13 protein-coding genes are annotated in these 14,919 nt (G+C 35.9%); 9 read left to right on the top strand and 4 right to left on the bottom strand.

Annotation, left to right across the window (positions count from 1 at the left end; all coding sequences use genetic code 11):
- Positions 1-27 precede the first annotated feature (27 nt).
- Positions 28-669, bottom strand: coding sequence for a helix-turn-helix transcriptional regulator (locus BN3326_RS11390; RefSeq protein WP_069999349.1), 642 nt, complete (start codon positions 667-669; stop codon positions 28-30).
- Between the two features lie 284 nt (positions 670-953).
- Here BN3326_RS11390 and BN3326_RS11385 point away from each other — a divergent pair, with 284 nt between their 5' ends.
- The 4 genes from BN3326_RS11385 (at position 954) to BN3326_RS11370 (ending at position 4,611) form a co-directional block, all read left to right on the top strand.
- The gene (locus BN3326_RS11385) at positions 954-1,919 is read left to right on the top strand and encodes a bifunctional 4-hydroxy-2-oxoglutarate aldolase/2-dehydro-3-deoxy-phosphogluconate aldolase (RefSeq protein WP_069999348.1); all 966 of its coding nucleotides are present in this window, start codon (positions 954-956) and stop codon (positions 1,917-1,919) included.
- Positions 1,920-1,930: 11 nt separating this feature from the next.
- Complete coding sequence (locus BN3326_RS11380) at positions 1,931-2,953, top strand: PfkB family carbohydrate kinase (RefSeq protein ID WP_069999347.1); 1,023 nt, start codon at positions 1,931-1,933, stop codon at positions 2,951-2,953.
- 188 nt (positions 2,954-3,141) lie between these two features.
- Positions 3,142-4,083, top strand: a complete 942-nt coding sequence (locus tag BN3326_RS11375; protein WP_069999346.1) for a sugar kinase — start codon at positions 3,142-3,144, stop codon at positions 4,081-4,083.
- A gap of 252 nt (positions 4,084-4,335) precedes the next feature.
- Entirely contained in the window at positions 4,336-4,611 is a 276-nt protein-coding gene (locus tag BN3326_RS11370) for a DUF1294 domain-containing protein (RefSeq protein ID WP_330389708.1), read from the top strand.
- 39 nt (positions 4,612-4,650) lie between these two features.
- Here the strand turns inward: BN3326_RS11370 and BN3326_RS11365 are convergent, their stop codons facing one another.
- The gene (locus tag BN3326_RS11365) at positions 4,651-5,919 is read right to left on the bottom strand and encodes an HD-GYP domain-containing protein (protein ID WP_069999345.1); all 1,269 of its coding nucleotides are present in this window, start codon (positions 5,917-5,919) and stop codon (positions 4,651-4,653) included.
- A 306-nt stretch (positions 5,920-6,225) separates the two neighbouring features.
- Here BN3326_RS11365 and BN3326_RS11360 point away from each other — a divergent pair, with 306 nt between their 5' ends.
- Positions 6,226-6,531: a hypothetical protein gene (locus BN3326_RS11360; RefSeq protein ID WP_069999344.1), complete on the top strand. Its 306-nt coding sequence runs from the start codon at positions 6,226-6,228 to the stop codon at positions 6,529-6,531.
- Positions 6,532-6,658: 127 nt separating this feature from the next.
- On the opposite strand, the gene argC is transcribed toward BN3326_RS11360, so the two are convergent.
- Together argC and pfkB are read right to left on the bottom strand one after the other, a co-directional pair.
- On the bottom strand, positions 6,659-7,627 hold the full coding sequence (gene argC, locus BN3326_RS11355) for an N-acetyl-gamma-glutamyl-phosphate reductase (protein WP_069999343.1): 969 nt from the start codon (positions 7,625-7,627) through the stop codon (positions 6,659-6,661).
- A gap of 158 nt (positions 7,628-7,785) precedes the next feature.
- Complete coding sequence (gene pfkB, locus BN3326_RS11350) at positions 7,786-8,697, bottom strand: 1-phosphofructokinase (RefSeq protein WP_069999342.1); 912 nt, start codon at positions 8,695-8,697, stop codon at positions 7,786-7,788.
- A gap of 293 nt (positions 8,698-8,990) precedes the next feature.
- Here pfkB and malQ point away from each other — a divergent pair, with 293 nt between their 5' ends.
- From malQ to BN3326_RS11335, 4 genes are all read left to right on the top strand, one after another.
- The gene (gene malQ / locus BN3326_RS11345) at positions 8,991-10,487 is read left to right on the top strand and encodes a 4-alpha-glucanotransferase (RefSeq protein WP_069999341.1); all 1,497 of its coding nucleotides are present in this window, start codon (positions 8,991-8,993) and stop codon (positions 10,485-10,487) included.
- Positions 10,477-12,840, top strand: a complete 2,364-nt coding sequence (locus BN3326_RS11340) for a glycogen/starch/alpha-glucan phosphorylase (protein ID WP_141722899.1) — start codon at positions 10,477-10,479, stop codon at positions 12,838-12,840. Before malQ ends, BN3326_RS11340 begins: the two co-directional genes overlap by 11 nt.
- Positions 12,841-12,860: 20 nt before the next feature.
- A complete protein-coding gene (locus tag BN3326_RS22005) occupies positions 12,861-13,004 on the top strand; it encodes a hypothetical protein (RefSeq protein WP_207646336.1) in 144 nt (47 codons plus the stop codon).
- Positions 13,005-13,492: 488 nt separating this feature from the next.
- Positions 13,493-14,860: an ABC transporter substrate-binding protein gene (locus BN3326_RS11335; RefSeq protein ID WP_069999340.1), complete on the top strand. Its 1,368-nt coding sequence runs from the start codon at positions 13,493-13,495 to the stop codon at positions 14,858-14,860.
- The last annotated feature ends 59 nt before the right edge of the window (positions 14,861-14,919 follow it).

The following is a 14,919-nucleotide window of genomic DNA, read 5'->3' as shown; positions in this document are numbered from 1 at the left end:
TATTAGGGTGTTAAATATATTTTAAGCCTAGGACTGTCTAATAGTTTCCAGATAATTGTACAAGGTAAATTTTGAAATATTAAGAAAATCACAAACCTTATCACCGGATTTAGTGATAAGAAAAGCGCCTTTGGCATCTAAAAACTTAACGATTTCTAATTTCTCTTCTTTGGTAAGGTTTGATGGTGCTTTATCGAACATATTTTCACACTGCAGAATCAGATTATCCATAAGCTGATTGACATCTGTAGTAAATAATTCATTGGAAGAAGGCGTAGGAGAAGAATAGTTATTAAACTGCTTAAGAAACTCTTCGCATTTTAAAGAATCAGTTATATCCATATTAATACAAACAGAACCAATATTACTACCTTTCTCATCTTTAAGAAACATAGAGGACCCTCTAATAATCTTACCATTTCTTGTGTGAACGATTTTATTATAAATATGTGTATCACTGGAAGTATTACTCATCACTTCAAGCCCCCAGACACCGCCGCAGTCACCCACCTTTCTCCCAGTTACATGACCATTGCGTATATCTACAATTGTATGTTCGTATTCTTTAGTATTATCATGTAAAACAATTTCACAGTTGCTGCCAAAATGATTTTCAAGTAGATCTAATAGATTGGTGAATATATCTAAATTATCATAAATGCTATTCATATGTACCTCCTTGTGGTATAAGTTTCCGGTTAGATGGTTATAGTATATCAAAAAACTGTAAATAAAAGATAGAGATATAAAAAAGAATTATAAAAAAGCAGAAATATTTTTAGTAAAAATAATAATATTTTAAGGGTATGACATAATTATAACAAATTATTATATATTATAAGCAAAAATATAAAAAAAAATCATAAAAAAGCTATACATCTAAAAAAAAATAATATATAATATAAAAATAATTAATAAAAAAATAAGGTAGTAGAATAACAGGAGGTACAAGTATGCAATATGTCTTAGATAAACTTGAAGCATTTGGGATTGTTCCAGTTATTAAAATCGACAGAGTAGAAGATGCACTCCCACTTGCAAAAGCGTTGTGCGCCGGAGGTCTTCCAGTAGCAGAGGTTACTTTTAGAACAGCATGTGCTAAAGAAGCTATCAAAACGATTACAGAGAATTTGCCAGAAATGTTAGTTGGTGCAGGTACAGTACTTACAACAGAGCAGGTAGATGAGGCAGTAGAAGCGGGCGCAGCATTTATAGTTAGTCCTGGACTTAACCCTAAAGTTGTTAAATACTGTGTTGATAAGGGGATACCTATTACGCCAGGCTGTACAAATCCATCTGACGTAGAACAAGCTATCGAACTAGGTTTAGAGGTTGTTAAATTCTTCCCAGCAGAAGCAGCTGGCGGCATCAAAATGATTAAGGCTATGGCAGCACCTTATACAAAAATGAGATTTATGCCTACTGGCGGAATCACTGCTAAAAACCTTAATGATTACTTATCTTTTGACAAAATTATTGCATGCGGCGGCAGCTGGATGGTAGATGCAAGCCTTATTAACAACGGACAATTTGATAAAATTACAGAGCTTACAAAAGAAGCTGTATCACAAATGTTAGGCTTTGAACTTGCACATATAGGAATCAATGCACCATCAGAAGCCCAAGCACAATCAGTTGCAGGCGATATTGCAGATTTATTTAATCATCCTGTTAAAGAAGGCAATAGTTCAATATTTGTAGGAACAGGCGTAGAAGTACTTAAAGCACCTTACCTCGGACAAAACGGACATGTTGCTTACAAAACAAACTATTTAAAAAGAGCGGTTAATTATTTAAAAGCAAGAAACATAGAGTTTGATGAAGACTCAGCGAAGTATGATGAAAAAGGCAATATGGTTGCAATTTATATAAAAGGTGATAAAGGTGGGTTTGCATTCCACTTATTACAGAAAAAATAGGAGGCCAGATAATGGGTAGAATAGTAACTTTCGGAGAAATAATGTTAAGACTTGCACCACATGGGTATTTAAGATTTACACAAGTAGATGATTTTCAAGCAACTTATGGCGGCGGAGAAGCTAACGTTGCAGTATCACTTGCTAATTTTGGATTAGATGCTAGATTTGTAACTAAACTTCCAAAACATGATATAGGGCAAGCAGCAGTGAATGACCTTCGCAGATATGGTGTGGATACATCAAAAATCACTAGAGGCGGAGAAAGAGTAGGGATCTACTTCTTAGAAAAAGGTGCTTCTCAAAGAGCATCATCAGTTATTTATGATAGAGCACATTCAGCAATTGCAGATGCAACTACAGCAGATTTTAACTGGGATGAGATTTTCGAAGATACAGAATGGTTCCACTTTACAGGAATCACACCAGCTTTAGGCGATAATGTAACAGCTATCTGTCTTGAAGCGTGTAAAGCAGCTAAAGCGAAAGGGATTACAGTAAGCTGTGACCTTAACTTTAGAAAGAAATTATGGACAACCGAAAAGGCTGGCCAAGTGATGGGAACACTTATGGAATACGTAGATGTATGTATTGCCAATGAAGAAGATGCAGAGAAAGTATTTGGTATCAAAGCAGAAGGTACCGACATCACTGGTGGAGCACTTAGCCATGAAGGTTATAAAGACGTAGCTAAAAAACTTGCAAATAAATTTGGCTTTAAACATGTAGCAATCACTTTAAGAGGGTCTATCTCAGCGAGCGACAATAATTGGGCTGCTATGCTGTATGATGGCAATGATTATTATTTCTCTAAAGAATATCTTGTGCGTATTGTGGATCGCGTTGGCGGCGGTGACTCATTTGGCGCAGGCCTTATCTATAGTTTATTAAACAACTATAAGGCGCAAGATGCTATTGAATTTGCAGTAGCGGCATCATGTTTAAAACACTCTATCGAAGGCGATTACAACCGCGTATCGGTAGCAGAAGTACAATCCTTAGCTGGTGGCGACGGTTCAGGACGCGTACAAAGATAAGTAATTAGCTAAACATATAGACCAAGGTAACATGACCTTTCCTAATTTATTATAAAAAAACGATTAAAGACCCTATTCTTTAATCGTTTTTTTATAACTATACGTATATCAATTTATAAATTCTAACAGTCAGAACTTTAGTGTTATATAATATAGACTAAGTAAGAAATTATAGAGGAGGAAGTACTATGGCGAAAGTAATCTTAGTTGGAGAACCCATGGCGTTATTCATTGCAGAAGAAGAAGGTACTTTAGACAGAGTAACAAATTTTAAAAAGTCAGCAGCCGGTGCTGAAATGAATGTTGCAATAGGGCTTAAGAGACTAGAACATGAAGTGTGTTACATCACAAAACTAGGAAGAGACCCCTTTGGAAAATACCTAATAGATTTTCTTGAAAAAGAAAATATAGATACTAGTCTCATTTGTTATGATGATCATTTTCCAACAGCCTTTCAGTTAAAAGGCAAAACTTCTGTTGGCGATCCTGATGTAGCTTATTATCGTAATGGTTCGGCAGCATCTAACTTAAGGGTTGATGATGTGGATGATATTGATATGAAGGGATTCAATCACTTTCATTTAACAGGAATCTTTCCCGCGTTATCAGATAAATCAAGAGCAACCTTGTTATATCTTATCGAAAAGGCTAAAAACAGCAAACTAAGTACCTCGTTTGATCCTAATCTTAGATTAAGCTTATGGAAGGATTCGGCAGATATGGTTGCTACGATTAATAAAATTGCATTTCGCTGTGACACAGTACTTCCAGGCATTTCGGAAGGTAAAATCTTAACAGGCTACGAGCATGAGAGAGACATTGCACAGTTCTATCTAGATAAGGGCGTAAAAACGGTAGTCATAAAACTAGGTCCAAAAGGGGCTTATGTGAGAACCCGAAAAGAAGAAAACTACTTTGAAGGCTATAGAGTAGAAAAGGTAGTGGATACTGTAGGCGCTGGAGATGGTTTTGCAGTGGGCTATATGAGTGCGCTCTTAGAAGGGCTCACCATTGAGGAGTGTATCAACAGAGCAAATGCCATAGGCGCACTGCAGGTTATGCATCAAGGGGATAACGAAGGCTTGCCGACGAGGGAGAAGCTAAGTGATTTTATAAATTTAAGAAAATAGATGATTAATTTATAAATATAGAGGGCTATAACATCTACAGTTATTGAATGTGTTATGGCCTTTTTATAATACTTATTTTTACCGTGCAGCAGATAATTGCTAGTCTCTCAAAATTTATGCTATACTTTTAATGTATAGCGCGTTCGGGTATTCTAGGATTAAATAAAAAAATTAAAGATCATGAGAACCCTGCTAATCTTGCTGCATACATATTTGCCAAAAATGTTGGTAAAAGAACAAGGGGGAGCCTAAGTGGGAATATATTTTGGATATTACATTATAGTCATGAGTATCATTGGTTTTTGGAGCATGTGGGAAGATAAGAGGCGGGCTGTTAAGAAACGATACAGATTATCAGAACGCACGCTTTTTGTAATAGCTTTGATAGGTGGCAGTATAGGAAGCTTGATAGGAATGCGTATCTGCAGGCACAAAACAAAACATTGGTATTTTAAGCTCGGAATCCCTTTTATACTTATTGTGCAAGTAGTAGTCTTTTGGATACTTTTAAAGCCGTATCTTTTTTAGTAAGATACGGCTTAGATGTATTTAGAGGATTTATTTTAATTAACAAGAAATATGATCATAGCTTTTATCAAAGTAAGCGGTTATCGAAGTGTATTCTTTTTTGATATTTTTATATTGTTCAAAAGTATTTTGACAACTTAAATGAAGTTCTTCAACGAGCTCATCATAGTTTGACACCACAACTTCTATAATATAATCATCAATTTTACCGCGGTAAGCCAGATCGTTGAGAATACTAATAATACGTTCCTTAGGAAAAGGCTCCTTATAGCTGCGTTTACCGAGTAAGGCACTGAAAATATCAGTAATCATAACAATCCGCGCCGGAAAAGACAGCTCGTCTCCTTGAAGGCCAAAAGGATAGCCTGTACCATCTAATTTCTCGTGATGGTAAGATGCAATATCGATTATTTCTTTAAATCCAAGATCTTTGAGAATTTCAAAGGTTACAACTACATGATTTTTCATAATTTTCATCTCTTCATAGGTAAGCTTACCGGGCTTTTCAAGAATAGAAACTGGCGTAGAGAATTTGCCGATATCATGCATGAGAGCGCCGAAGGCAACGTTTCTTGTGGTTGTTTCATCCACACCTAGTTTCAAACAAAGAAGACGACTAAGTTCAGTAACCATAATGGTATGATAGACGGTATGTTCGCTTCTAAAGTCAATAGAGTATGCAAACATACGTGAATAAGCTAAAAGTTCTTCGTGCGTAAGTATTTGAGATTCAAAGAATGTATATAATTCATCGGCATATGTATCATTGAGAATTTTTTTGCTTATAGCATGCTCTTTATCAGCCCTCGCAAATAAAAGAATATCCTCTTTAGAAAATTTAACATCAGCTAACTGATAAAGACTTGTATAGTCAATGAGACCACTTTTTTTCAGCATAATTGTAATACGATCTGCAAGGTGCAGAAGCAGTGCCTCATCTAAATGATTTGAAGAAACTTTATCTTTATTGATATAGTCCAAATGGTGATACAAAATGATATCAGATTTATCAGCTAATGGAGAAAAGTATTTAATGAATAAAGAGCCGTAGATTGAATGACTATGGGGAGAAATGACCTCAAATTTTAAGATCTCATTAAGTTCTTCAGTCTTATAAGCGCCAATATCATGGAAAACAGCAAGTGCACAGAATTCTAACATTTGTTTCTGGCTATAACCGCCTTTACTCTCGAGTATTTTCCACAGAATATAAGCAGCTTGATTGCCATGCCCTGAAAGTCGTGTATCTAGCGTATTAAATGAATTTTGAATAATTTTTAAAATATGCTTTAAAGTGATTGACTGCATCATTAATCCTCCGAATCAGTCTTTATAGAAATAAGACAACAAACGACAAGTATATAGCTATTATAACATATTATCATACCACTTATTGTAAATTTATATATAAAATATAAATATGTTATTGATTCATAATTATTCCTATTATTTAGCGTTGATGGCGGCGTTTGAAGCGCTTGGGAGAACTTGGAGACAGAATTTGGGGACAGTTATTTAAAATTTGAGTTTTGTAGAGGAATAATTAGGAAAAGCTATTGTTCATGCATACAAAATTAAAAGTCGCTAATAATAATATTAAAAGGGGTGACTGTAATGCATGATAAAAACGATATGATTAATATAGTAGATAAGCAACAAAGCAAAGTGGAACATTTTACTGATAAAGTAAAAAATAATGCAGAGGTTATGGGACATAAGGCATTAAACCAAATGGAAGATCTTGGTCATAAGGCGTTAAATCAGGTTGAAGATCTTGGGCACAAAGCTATTGCAGGAAGTGAAAATCTCAGTCATAAAGCGGCAGAGGGTATTCACAACCTTAAACAAGGCGCTGAGAGATTAGCTGATAAAACAATAGAACAAGTTCAAAATTTACAAGATAAAATGAGACATAAATAGTTATTGAGAAAGATAAATTCATACCCTCCACAAAATGAAATATAATTCAAGAAATTAAAGAACAACACGAAAATAAAGAGGCATTCCTACCAATAGGAATGCCTCTTTATTTTCGTGTTAGCCATGATTATAAACTAATCGTTTCATCTAAACCGAGCATAATATTCATATTTTGAACAGCTGCGCCAGAAGCACCTTTTCCAAGATTATCAAGGCGAGTCATAATCATTATCTGATCATTGTTACCAAATACAAAGATCTCAGCCATGTTTGTATCATTGCAAGCAAGAGGGTTAAAGAAAGGCTCGCCATTACATGAAGTAGGGTTAAAGTCCATTACTTTAACAAAGTTCTGCCCAGAGTAATAATCGGCAAGATATGCATGTACATCCAGCGACGTTACAGACTTACCGAGTAAGCGGGTATGAAATTGAAGTGAAACAGCAAGCCCTTTGTAATAATCAGCAATAATGGGTGAAAAGATTGGCGCGTATTTAAGGCCTGTTTTTTGTTTCATTTCTGGTATGTGCTTATGGGTTAGTCCAAGGCCATAGTGGCGGGGACTGCCATGATACGGGTATAAAGTGTCACGGTCTTCGTGGTTATATTCTGCAATCATAGGTTTGCCGGCACCACTGTACCCAGATATGCCGTGGCATGTAACAGGATAGTCAGCAGGAATAATACCAGCTTTAACTAAAGGATAAACAGGTAATATAAAAGCACTTGCATAGCATCCAGGAACGGAGGTGCGGCTTGAAGCAGCTATTTGCTCTCTAGCTTCTGGGCTAAGTTCTGGGATACCGTATGTCCAGTCAGGATGTGTACGATGCGCAGTGCTTGCATCAATAATTTTAGTATGAACATTAGCGGGTTCAACCATAGATACAGCTTCACGTGAAGCATCATCTGGTAAACACAAAAAGACAATGTCAGCAGAGTTGATCATTTCTTTGCGGGCGTTATAATCCTTACGTTTGTCCTCGGCTATTGTTAAGATATTAATATAAGGGTGACTAACTAATCTTTCGTTTATTTTAAGTCCAGTAGTACCAGCTTGGCCGTCTACATAAACATTAAATTTTTTATCTCCCATAAAGCAGGCTCCTTTGAATAAAAATTAATAAAAACTTATAATTATACATTTTAACATTAAAATAGAATTAGTCAAGTACTTAGGTGGTATTTGGCGCTCATTTTAGGGACCATTTTAGGGGACGGTTATTCAAAAGTGAGGGTTATGACCTCATGACCTCATGACCTCGTAAGCAGTTCATCTATATCGTCTTTGGTAGCCAGCCAAGGTGCAAAAGCAGTTGCACTGCCGGCAGCTACACCCCATCTAAGTGCTTGTTTTAAATCATTTGTTTTTAAGTAGCCTGCAACAAACCCTGCTACCATGGAGTCACCAGCGCCTACTGTATTTACAACGTTTCCTTCTAGTATAGGTGCATTGATGATATCACCATTATGAGTAAGTAAAATAGCACCATTTTCACCTAAAGAAACAAGGACATTCTGAGCCCCCATTTCTTGAAGCTTTCTGCCATAAATGACAATATCATCCTCGTTTTTTATCTCGACACCAAAAGTTTCAGCAAGCTCATGATGGTTAGGTTTAATAAGAAAAGGTTTGTATTTTAGCGTGCTTAAAAGGAGTTCGCCCGTTGCATCTATAACTAAATTGATTTGCTTATCTGGTAAACTTTTTAAGATTTTTTTATAAATATCATCAGAAACACCATTTGGAATGCTTCCTGCTAATATTAGGAAGTCTCCGTCTTTTAAGGCTGCAAGCTTTTCATTAAGATCACGGATGTCCTGTGGCGTAACTTTTGGGCCAATGCCGTTAATCACTGTTTTACGCGCGTTATTTATTTTATTAAGGTTGACGTTAATTCTGGAATTACCCCTATCAAGATTGATAAAGTCACTTACTACGCCGTAGTGATTAACTAAACGTTCTATTTCATGTCCAGTAAAGCCCGCAATAAAACCTAAAGCTTTATTTCTTATGTTAAGATTTTTAAGTACAATGGAAACATTGATGCCTTTACCACCGGGATAGACTTCTTCTTTAGTGCTGCGGTTTGTTTGGTTTATATTAAGTGCATCTAAATGCATAACATAATCTAAAGATGGGTTAATTGTAACAGTGTATATCATTTTTCTACCTCCAAATATTTATTTTATCAAATAGTAGGTTACATGCCATAAAATTATTTTAACTAACTCAAATTAAAAGATGTGAAATCTATATATAAAGATATGGATTATAATTCCCATTATATAAAAAAATATAGGTTTATGCAAAATAAAAACAGTTAAATGGTTTATTTTGCAACTACGAGTTAAATATACATATTGACATTTAATAGAAACCATAATAAAATTAATAATGGAAACGGTACCGAAAAGGATACCAGGATTTTAGATAAATGATAAAGTGGGTGATTTTGATGAGTAGAGCAAGTGGCATTTTGATGCACATATCTTCTTTGCCAGAAGACTATGGGATAGGGACATTTGGGGAACAGGCCTTTAAGTTTGCAGATTTTCTTAAAGCATCAGGTCAAAGTTATTGGCAGATACTGCCCTTAGGGCATACAGGTTATGGAGATTCACCCTATCAGGCTTTTTCAGCTTATGCAGGTAATCCTTATTTTATAGATTTTAAATTACTTGAAAAAGAAGGCCTTCTAAAAAAAGAAGACTTTGAAAATGTAGATTTTGGGACAGATGAGACTGAGATAGACTATGGTAAGTTGTTTGAAAATAGGTTTAAAGTCCTAAAAGTTGCTTATAATAATGGAAAAGATAAGTTAAAAGGGGAAATAGCTGATTTTAAAGAAACAAATAAGGCATGGCTTGAAGACTATGCAGTGTATATGGCTATCAAAAATAAAATGAAGCTTTTAAGTTGGCAAGAGTGGGATGAAGCTATTAAACTAAGAGATAAAAAGACGCTTGAAGCCTATAAGATAGCCTTAAAAGAGGAGATTGAGTATTGGATTTTTGTACAGTATCAGTTTTTTAAACAATGGAGAGCGCTAAAAGCCTATGTTAATAGCTTAGGCATAAAGATAATAGGAGACATTCCAATCTATGTAGCTATAGACAGTGCTGATACTTGGGCAAATACAGAATTATTTAAACTGGATGTACATAAGAAACCAACTGTTGTAGCGGGATGTCCGCCAGATGCTTTTTCAGATACAGGACAGCTATGGGGTAATCCTATTTATGACTGGGAATACTTAGAGCAAACAGGGTTCAGTTGGTGGATAGATAGGATTAAAGAAAGTCTTAAACTGTATGATGTGGTGAGAATAGATCATTTTAGAGGCTTTGAAGCTTATTGGGAAATACCTTTTGGAGATGAAACAGCCGAAAAGGGTAAATGGGTTAAAGGCCCAGCTATGAAGCTCTTTGATGCTATTTATAAAAAGCTTGGAGAGGTGGCAATTATTGCTGAGGATTTAGGTTATCTTACACAAGAAGTCATAGATTTTAGAGATGTAACAGGGTATCCGGGCATGAAGATCCTTCAGTTTGCCTTTGATACGCGAGAAGAAAGTGACTATTTACCACATAATTATAATAAAAACTGTATAGTCTATACAGGAACACATGATAATGACACGGCCCTTGGCTGGATGCATACAACAGGGAATAAAAAGGACGTAGAACATGCCAAAAGATATCTTAAGCTTGATAAAAAAGAAGGCTATCACTGGGGCTTTATAAGAGGTGCATGGAGCAGCACTGGAAAGACTGCCATAGCGCCTATGCAAGATTTTTTGGGGTTAGGTAATGAAGCGCGTATGAACCTGCCTTCAACTTTAGGTATTAACTGGAGGTGGCGTATGAAAAAAGACGCGCTGACAGAAAAACTGCATACAAGAATATATGAACTAACTAAGAGATATGGGAGGCTAAAAGAGTATGATAAATAGGGAAGACTTAAAAAACAGTATGATTAAACATTGTAAAGTGAAGTATGGTAAACCCCTTGGTGAGGCTCGTGAATATGAAGTTTTTAATGCCTTATCACTTGCGCTTTTAGAACAAGTAGCAGATGACTGGTATGATACCAAAAACCTTTATAATCAAGGGAAAAAGGCGTATTATCTATCTGCCGAATACCTTATGGGGCGTGCCCTAGGCAATAACTTAATAAGTATGGGTGCCTATGATGAAGTTAAAGGATTACTTGAAGAGTTCAACTTAAACATTAACAAGATCGAAGAAATCGAAGAAGATGCAGGGCTTGGAAATGGCGGACTTGGACGTCTTGCTGCCTGCTTTATGGATTCAGGAGCTACAATGAATCTACCGCTTCAAGGGTATGGGATTCGTTATTCAAATGGGCTTTTTAATCAAAAGATAGTAGATGGTGCTCAGGTAGAAGAAATTGATAATTGGCTTAAATATGGCGATCCATGGAGTATACGTCGCGAAGACGAGGCAGTAACCGTAGAGTTTAAAGATTATAGTGTAAAGGCTGTTCCTTATGATATCCCAATCATTAGTTATGGCTCAAAAAACATTAATACCCTTAGATTATGGCAATGTGAGTCTTTGATAAGTTTTGACTTTGATCTTTTTAATAAACAAGAATATGATAAGGCAGTTAAAGTAAAAAATAGAGCTGAGGATATTTCAAGAGTACTTTACCCTAATGATTCAAAGACAGAAGGGAAGCTTCTTAGACTGCGTCAGCAATATTTTATGGTAAGTGCAAGCTTAAAAGATATGATTAGGACCCATAAGTTACTTCATGGTACAGACTTTAATAACTTTAGCAGTCTGCATGCAGTGCAGCTAAATGACACCCATCCAGTCCTTGCGATACCAGAGTTTATTAGGCTTTTAGTTGATGAAGAAAATGTAAGCTTTGATGAAGCTGTGACTATCAGCAAATCAGTATTTGCCTATACAAATCATACTATTTTAGCAGAAGCCTTGGAAAAATGGGATATTAAACTTATCGACAGATTATTTCCTAGAATTCTTGTGATTATTAAAGAAATTGATAAGATGTTTATGAGAGAACTTAAAGTTAAACGTTATACACAAGATCAAGTCAATGCCTTTAAGATCGTTTATAATAGGCAGGTACGTATGGCTAATCTTGCAATCTATATTGGTTTTGCGGTTAATGGTGTCGCGCAGCTGCATACAGATATTCTTAAAGATACAGAACTGCGTAATTGGTACGAACTCTATCCAAATAAATTTCAGAATAAAACGAATGGGATTACGCCAAGGAGATGGCTCAAGCTTGCAAATAAAGAATTATCCGGCTATATTACGGAGCTCTTAGGTAGTGAAGAGTGGGTAACTGATTTATCTAAAATCAAGGAACTTGAAAAGTTTGTAAATGATGAGGGTGTACTGGGTAGACTGAGTGAGATCAAAAGGGTAAAAAAAGAGCAGCTTGCAGCCTACATCAAGGAAAATGAAGGCATAGATATTGATCCAAATTCATTATTTGATATTCAAATTAAGCGGTTGCATGAATACAAACGTCAGCTACTTAATGCATTCTATATTTTAGATCTATATTATAGATTAAAAGAAAATCCGAGTATGGATATGCCTAAAGTTACGTTTATTTTTGGTGCTAAGGCATTTCCAGGCTATGTAAGAGCTAAAGCGATTGTTAAATATATAGGACAGATAGCAAAGCTCGTTAATAATGATAAAACGATTGACGGTAAAATCAAAGTAATCTTTGTAGAGAACTATAGAGTATCCTACGGAGAAAAGCTATTCCCCGCAGCAGAAATTTCTAAACAAATCTCAACAGCGGGCAAAGAAGCATCAGGAACAGGCAATATGAAGTTTATGGTTAATGGGGCGCTTACATTTGGAACTTATGATGGGGCTAATGTAGAGATTGTAAGAGAAGGCAAAGAAGAAAACAACTTTATTTTTGGACTTCGTGTAGAAGACATTGAGAAAATAGGAGATACCTATGATGCCAAGGGATACTACGAAGAGGATCCAGAACTTAAACGTGTTATAGACAGCTTAATAGATGATACGTTTGATGATGGTGATACAGGAGAATTTGAAGATCTCTATAAATCGCTCCTTAGAGAAGGTGATACCTATTTCTTGCTTGCTGACTTTAAAGCCTTTAAAGAAGCGCAGGACAAAGTTTTTGCATCATATAAAAATCAAAAAGAGTGGGCAAAAATGAGCCTCATGAATATCGCAAATTCAGGCATCTTCTCAAGTGACAGAACCATTATGCAATACGCACAAGAAATCTGGGGCATCCAAAAGGCAACGAAACAATAATTGGGGACGTTTCTCCAATGATGGTGGTAGAGCAAAATGATGGGGACGTTTCTCCAAAGCAAAGAGATGGGGACAGTTCTCCAATAATGGCGGCAGAGCAAAGAGAAGGGGACGTTTCTCCAATAATGGCGGCAAAGCAAAGAGATGGGGACAGTTCTCCATAATGACGGTAGAGCTAAGTGATTGAGGGTAATTTTCTAATATAAGGATAAAAAATCAGGGTAGTAGAAATATAGGTTAGATATAAGGCACATATAAGGGACGGTTCTTTAATTTGGGTTTTTAGCATATGGATTATTAGAGAACTGTCCCAAAATATCCAAAATATCTGCCCCTAAAGGGTGAAGAGTTATTATACAAAGAGTATATAAAATGAATAAAAAAATACTTCGAATGGCAAAAATATAGTTGACTTTTTAGTAAAGTTATATTAGAATGAAATTGGAAACGATACCGATAAGGTTACCGGGAATGTGAATAAGTATAATTTTGGACATATTAACTAAAAATAGACTTATCATTTCAAGAACGATTAAGAATACTACATAATTTAAGGTGTGCATTAAATATTGATTTGGCAGGTCTAAAAACCTGTACCAAATTTAATATATAAATTCATTAAAGAGAAATAAAATAGAGGGGGTTATATAATATGAAACTAAACAAAGCGATTAAAGGTGTATTAACAGTAACACTTGCAACTTCAATGGTACTAGGAATGACAGGCTGTGCAGGACAAAAAAATGAGGGTGGCCAAGCTGCACCAGCTGCTGGGAACAAAGAAGAGAAGAAAGACGATGCGAAGGCACAAGCGAGTGAATCTGTAACCTTAGACATATTCCAATTCAAAGTAGAAATTGCAGAAGAACTACAAAAAGCAATTGACCTCTATACATCAAACAATCCAAATGTTAAAATTAATCTAACAACTGTTGGCGGCGGAGATGATTACGGCGCTGCGCTTAAAGCAAAATTCCAATCGGGTCAAGAACCAACTATTTATAATGTTGGCGGCCCACAAGATGTAGAAGACTGGATGGAAAAGTTAGAAGACTTAGGAGATCAAGAATGGGTTAGTACAGCGGGCGGGACACTTGGTGCTGTTACAGTAGATGGTAAACCATATGGTATGCCTTTAGCAGTAGAAGGCTACGGTGTTGTTTATAACAAAGCGATCTTTGAAGCAGCTGGCATTGACGTATCTACAATTAAAGATACAGCTTCAATGGATACAGCATTTGCAAGTTTAGATGCAAAAATTAAATCAGGCGAATTAAAAGATAAATTCCCATTACTAGAAGCCGTAGTAGAACTGCCTGGAAAAGAAACATGGGTAACAGGACTTCATGCATCAAATATATTTATTAATCAAGAATTCCCAACAGGTGTTGATGCATTTAATGCAAAAGAGATTAAGTTTGAAAATAACACTGATTTTCAAGCATATATTGATCTTATGATTAAATACTCACCAAATGCGGCGTCTCCACAAAAGCTTAATGCGGTAGACTATTCAACCCAAGTAGGTCAAGGTCTTGGAATAGAGCGCGTAGCAGCTATTCAACAAGGTAACTGGGTATTCGGAGATATCAATAATATTGATCCGGAAGTAGCTGAAAATCTTGGGTTCCTTCCAGTAGGCGGAGATTCAATACCTCTTGGCGTACCAATGTACTGGGCAGTTAATAAAGATAAATCAGATTCTGAAAAACAAGCAGCTAAAGATTTCTTAAGCTGGCTGTATACATCAGATGAAGGTAAAGACATTGTGGTTAATAAATTTTTCTTCATTCCACCATTCACAGGATATGATAATTATCCAGCAAAAGACTCTCTAGGAAGAGACATTATGAGATATCAAGCAGAAGGCAAAACAACTTCATGGGTATTTATGGGTTATCCAACAGCTTGGGGTATGGATGTATTAGGTGTAAACCTTCAAAAATACTTAGCGGGACAGGTGTCATGGGATGAAGTAATAGCTGAGTCTAAGGCGAAATGGGCAGAAGCTAGAAAATAGAAAAAATAGAAAGAATATGATTAAAAGTGCATAGAGGATTTCTCTATGCACTCTATTAA

This window comes from Cellulosilyticum sp. I15G10I2, assembly GCF_900095725.1.
GTDB lineage: Bacteria > Bacillota > Clostridia > Lachnospirales > Cellulosilyticaceae > FMMP01.
Note: the sequence above shows the minus strand (reverse complement) of the source record. Positions and strands in the feature narration are given on the sequence as shown.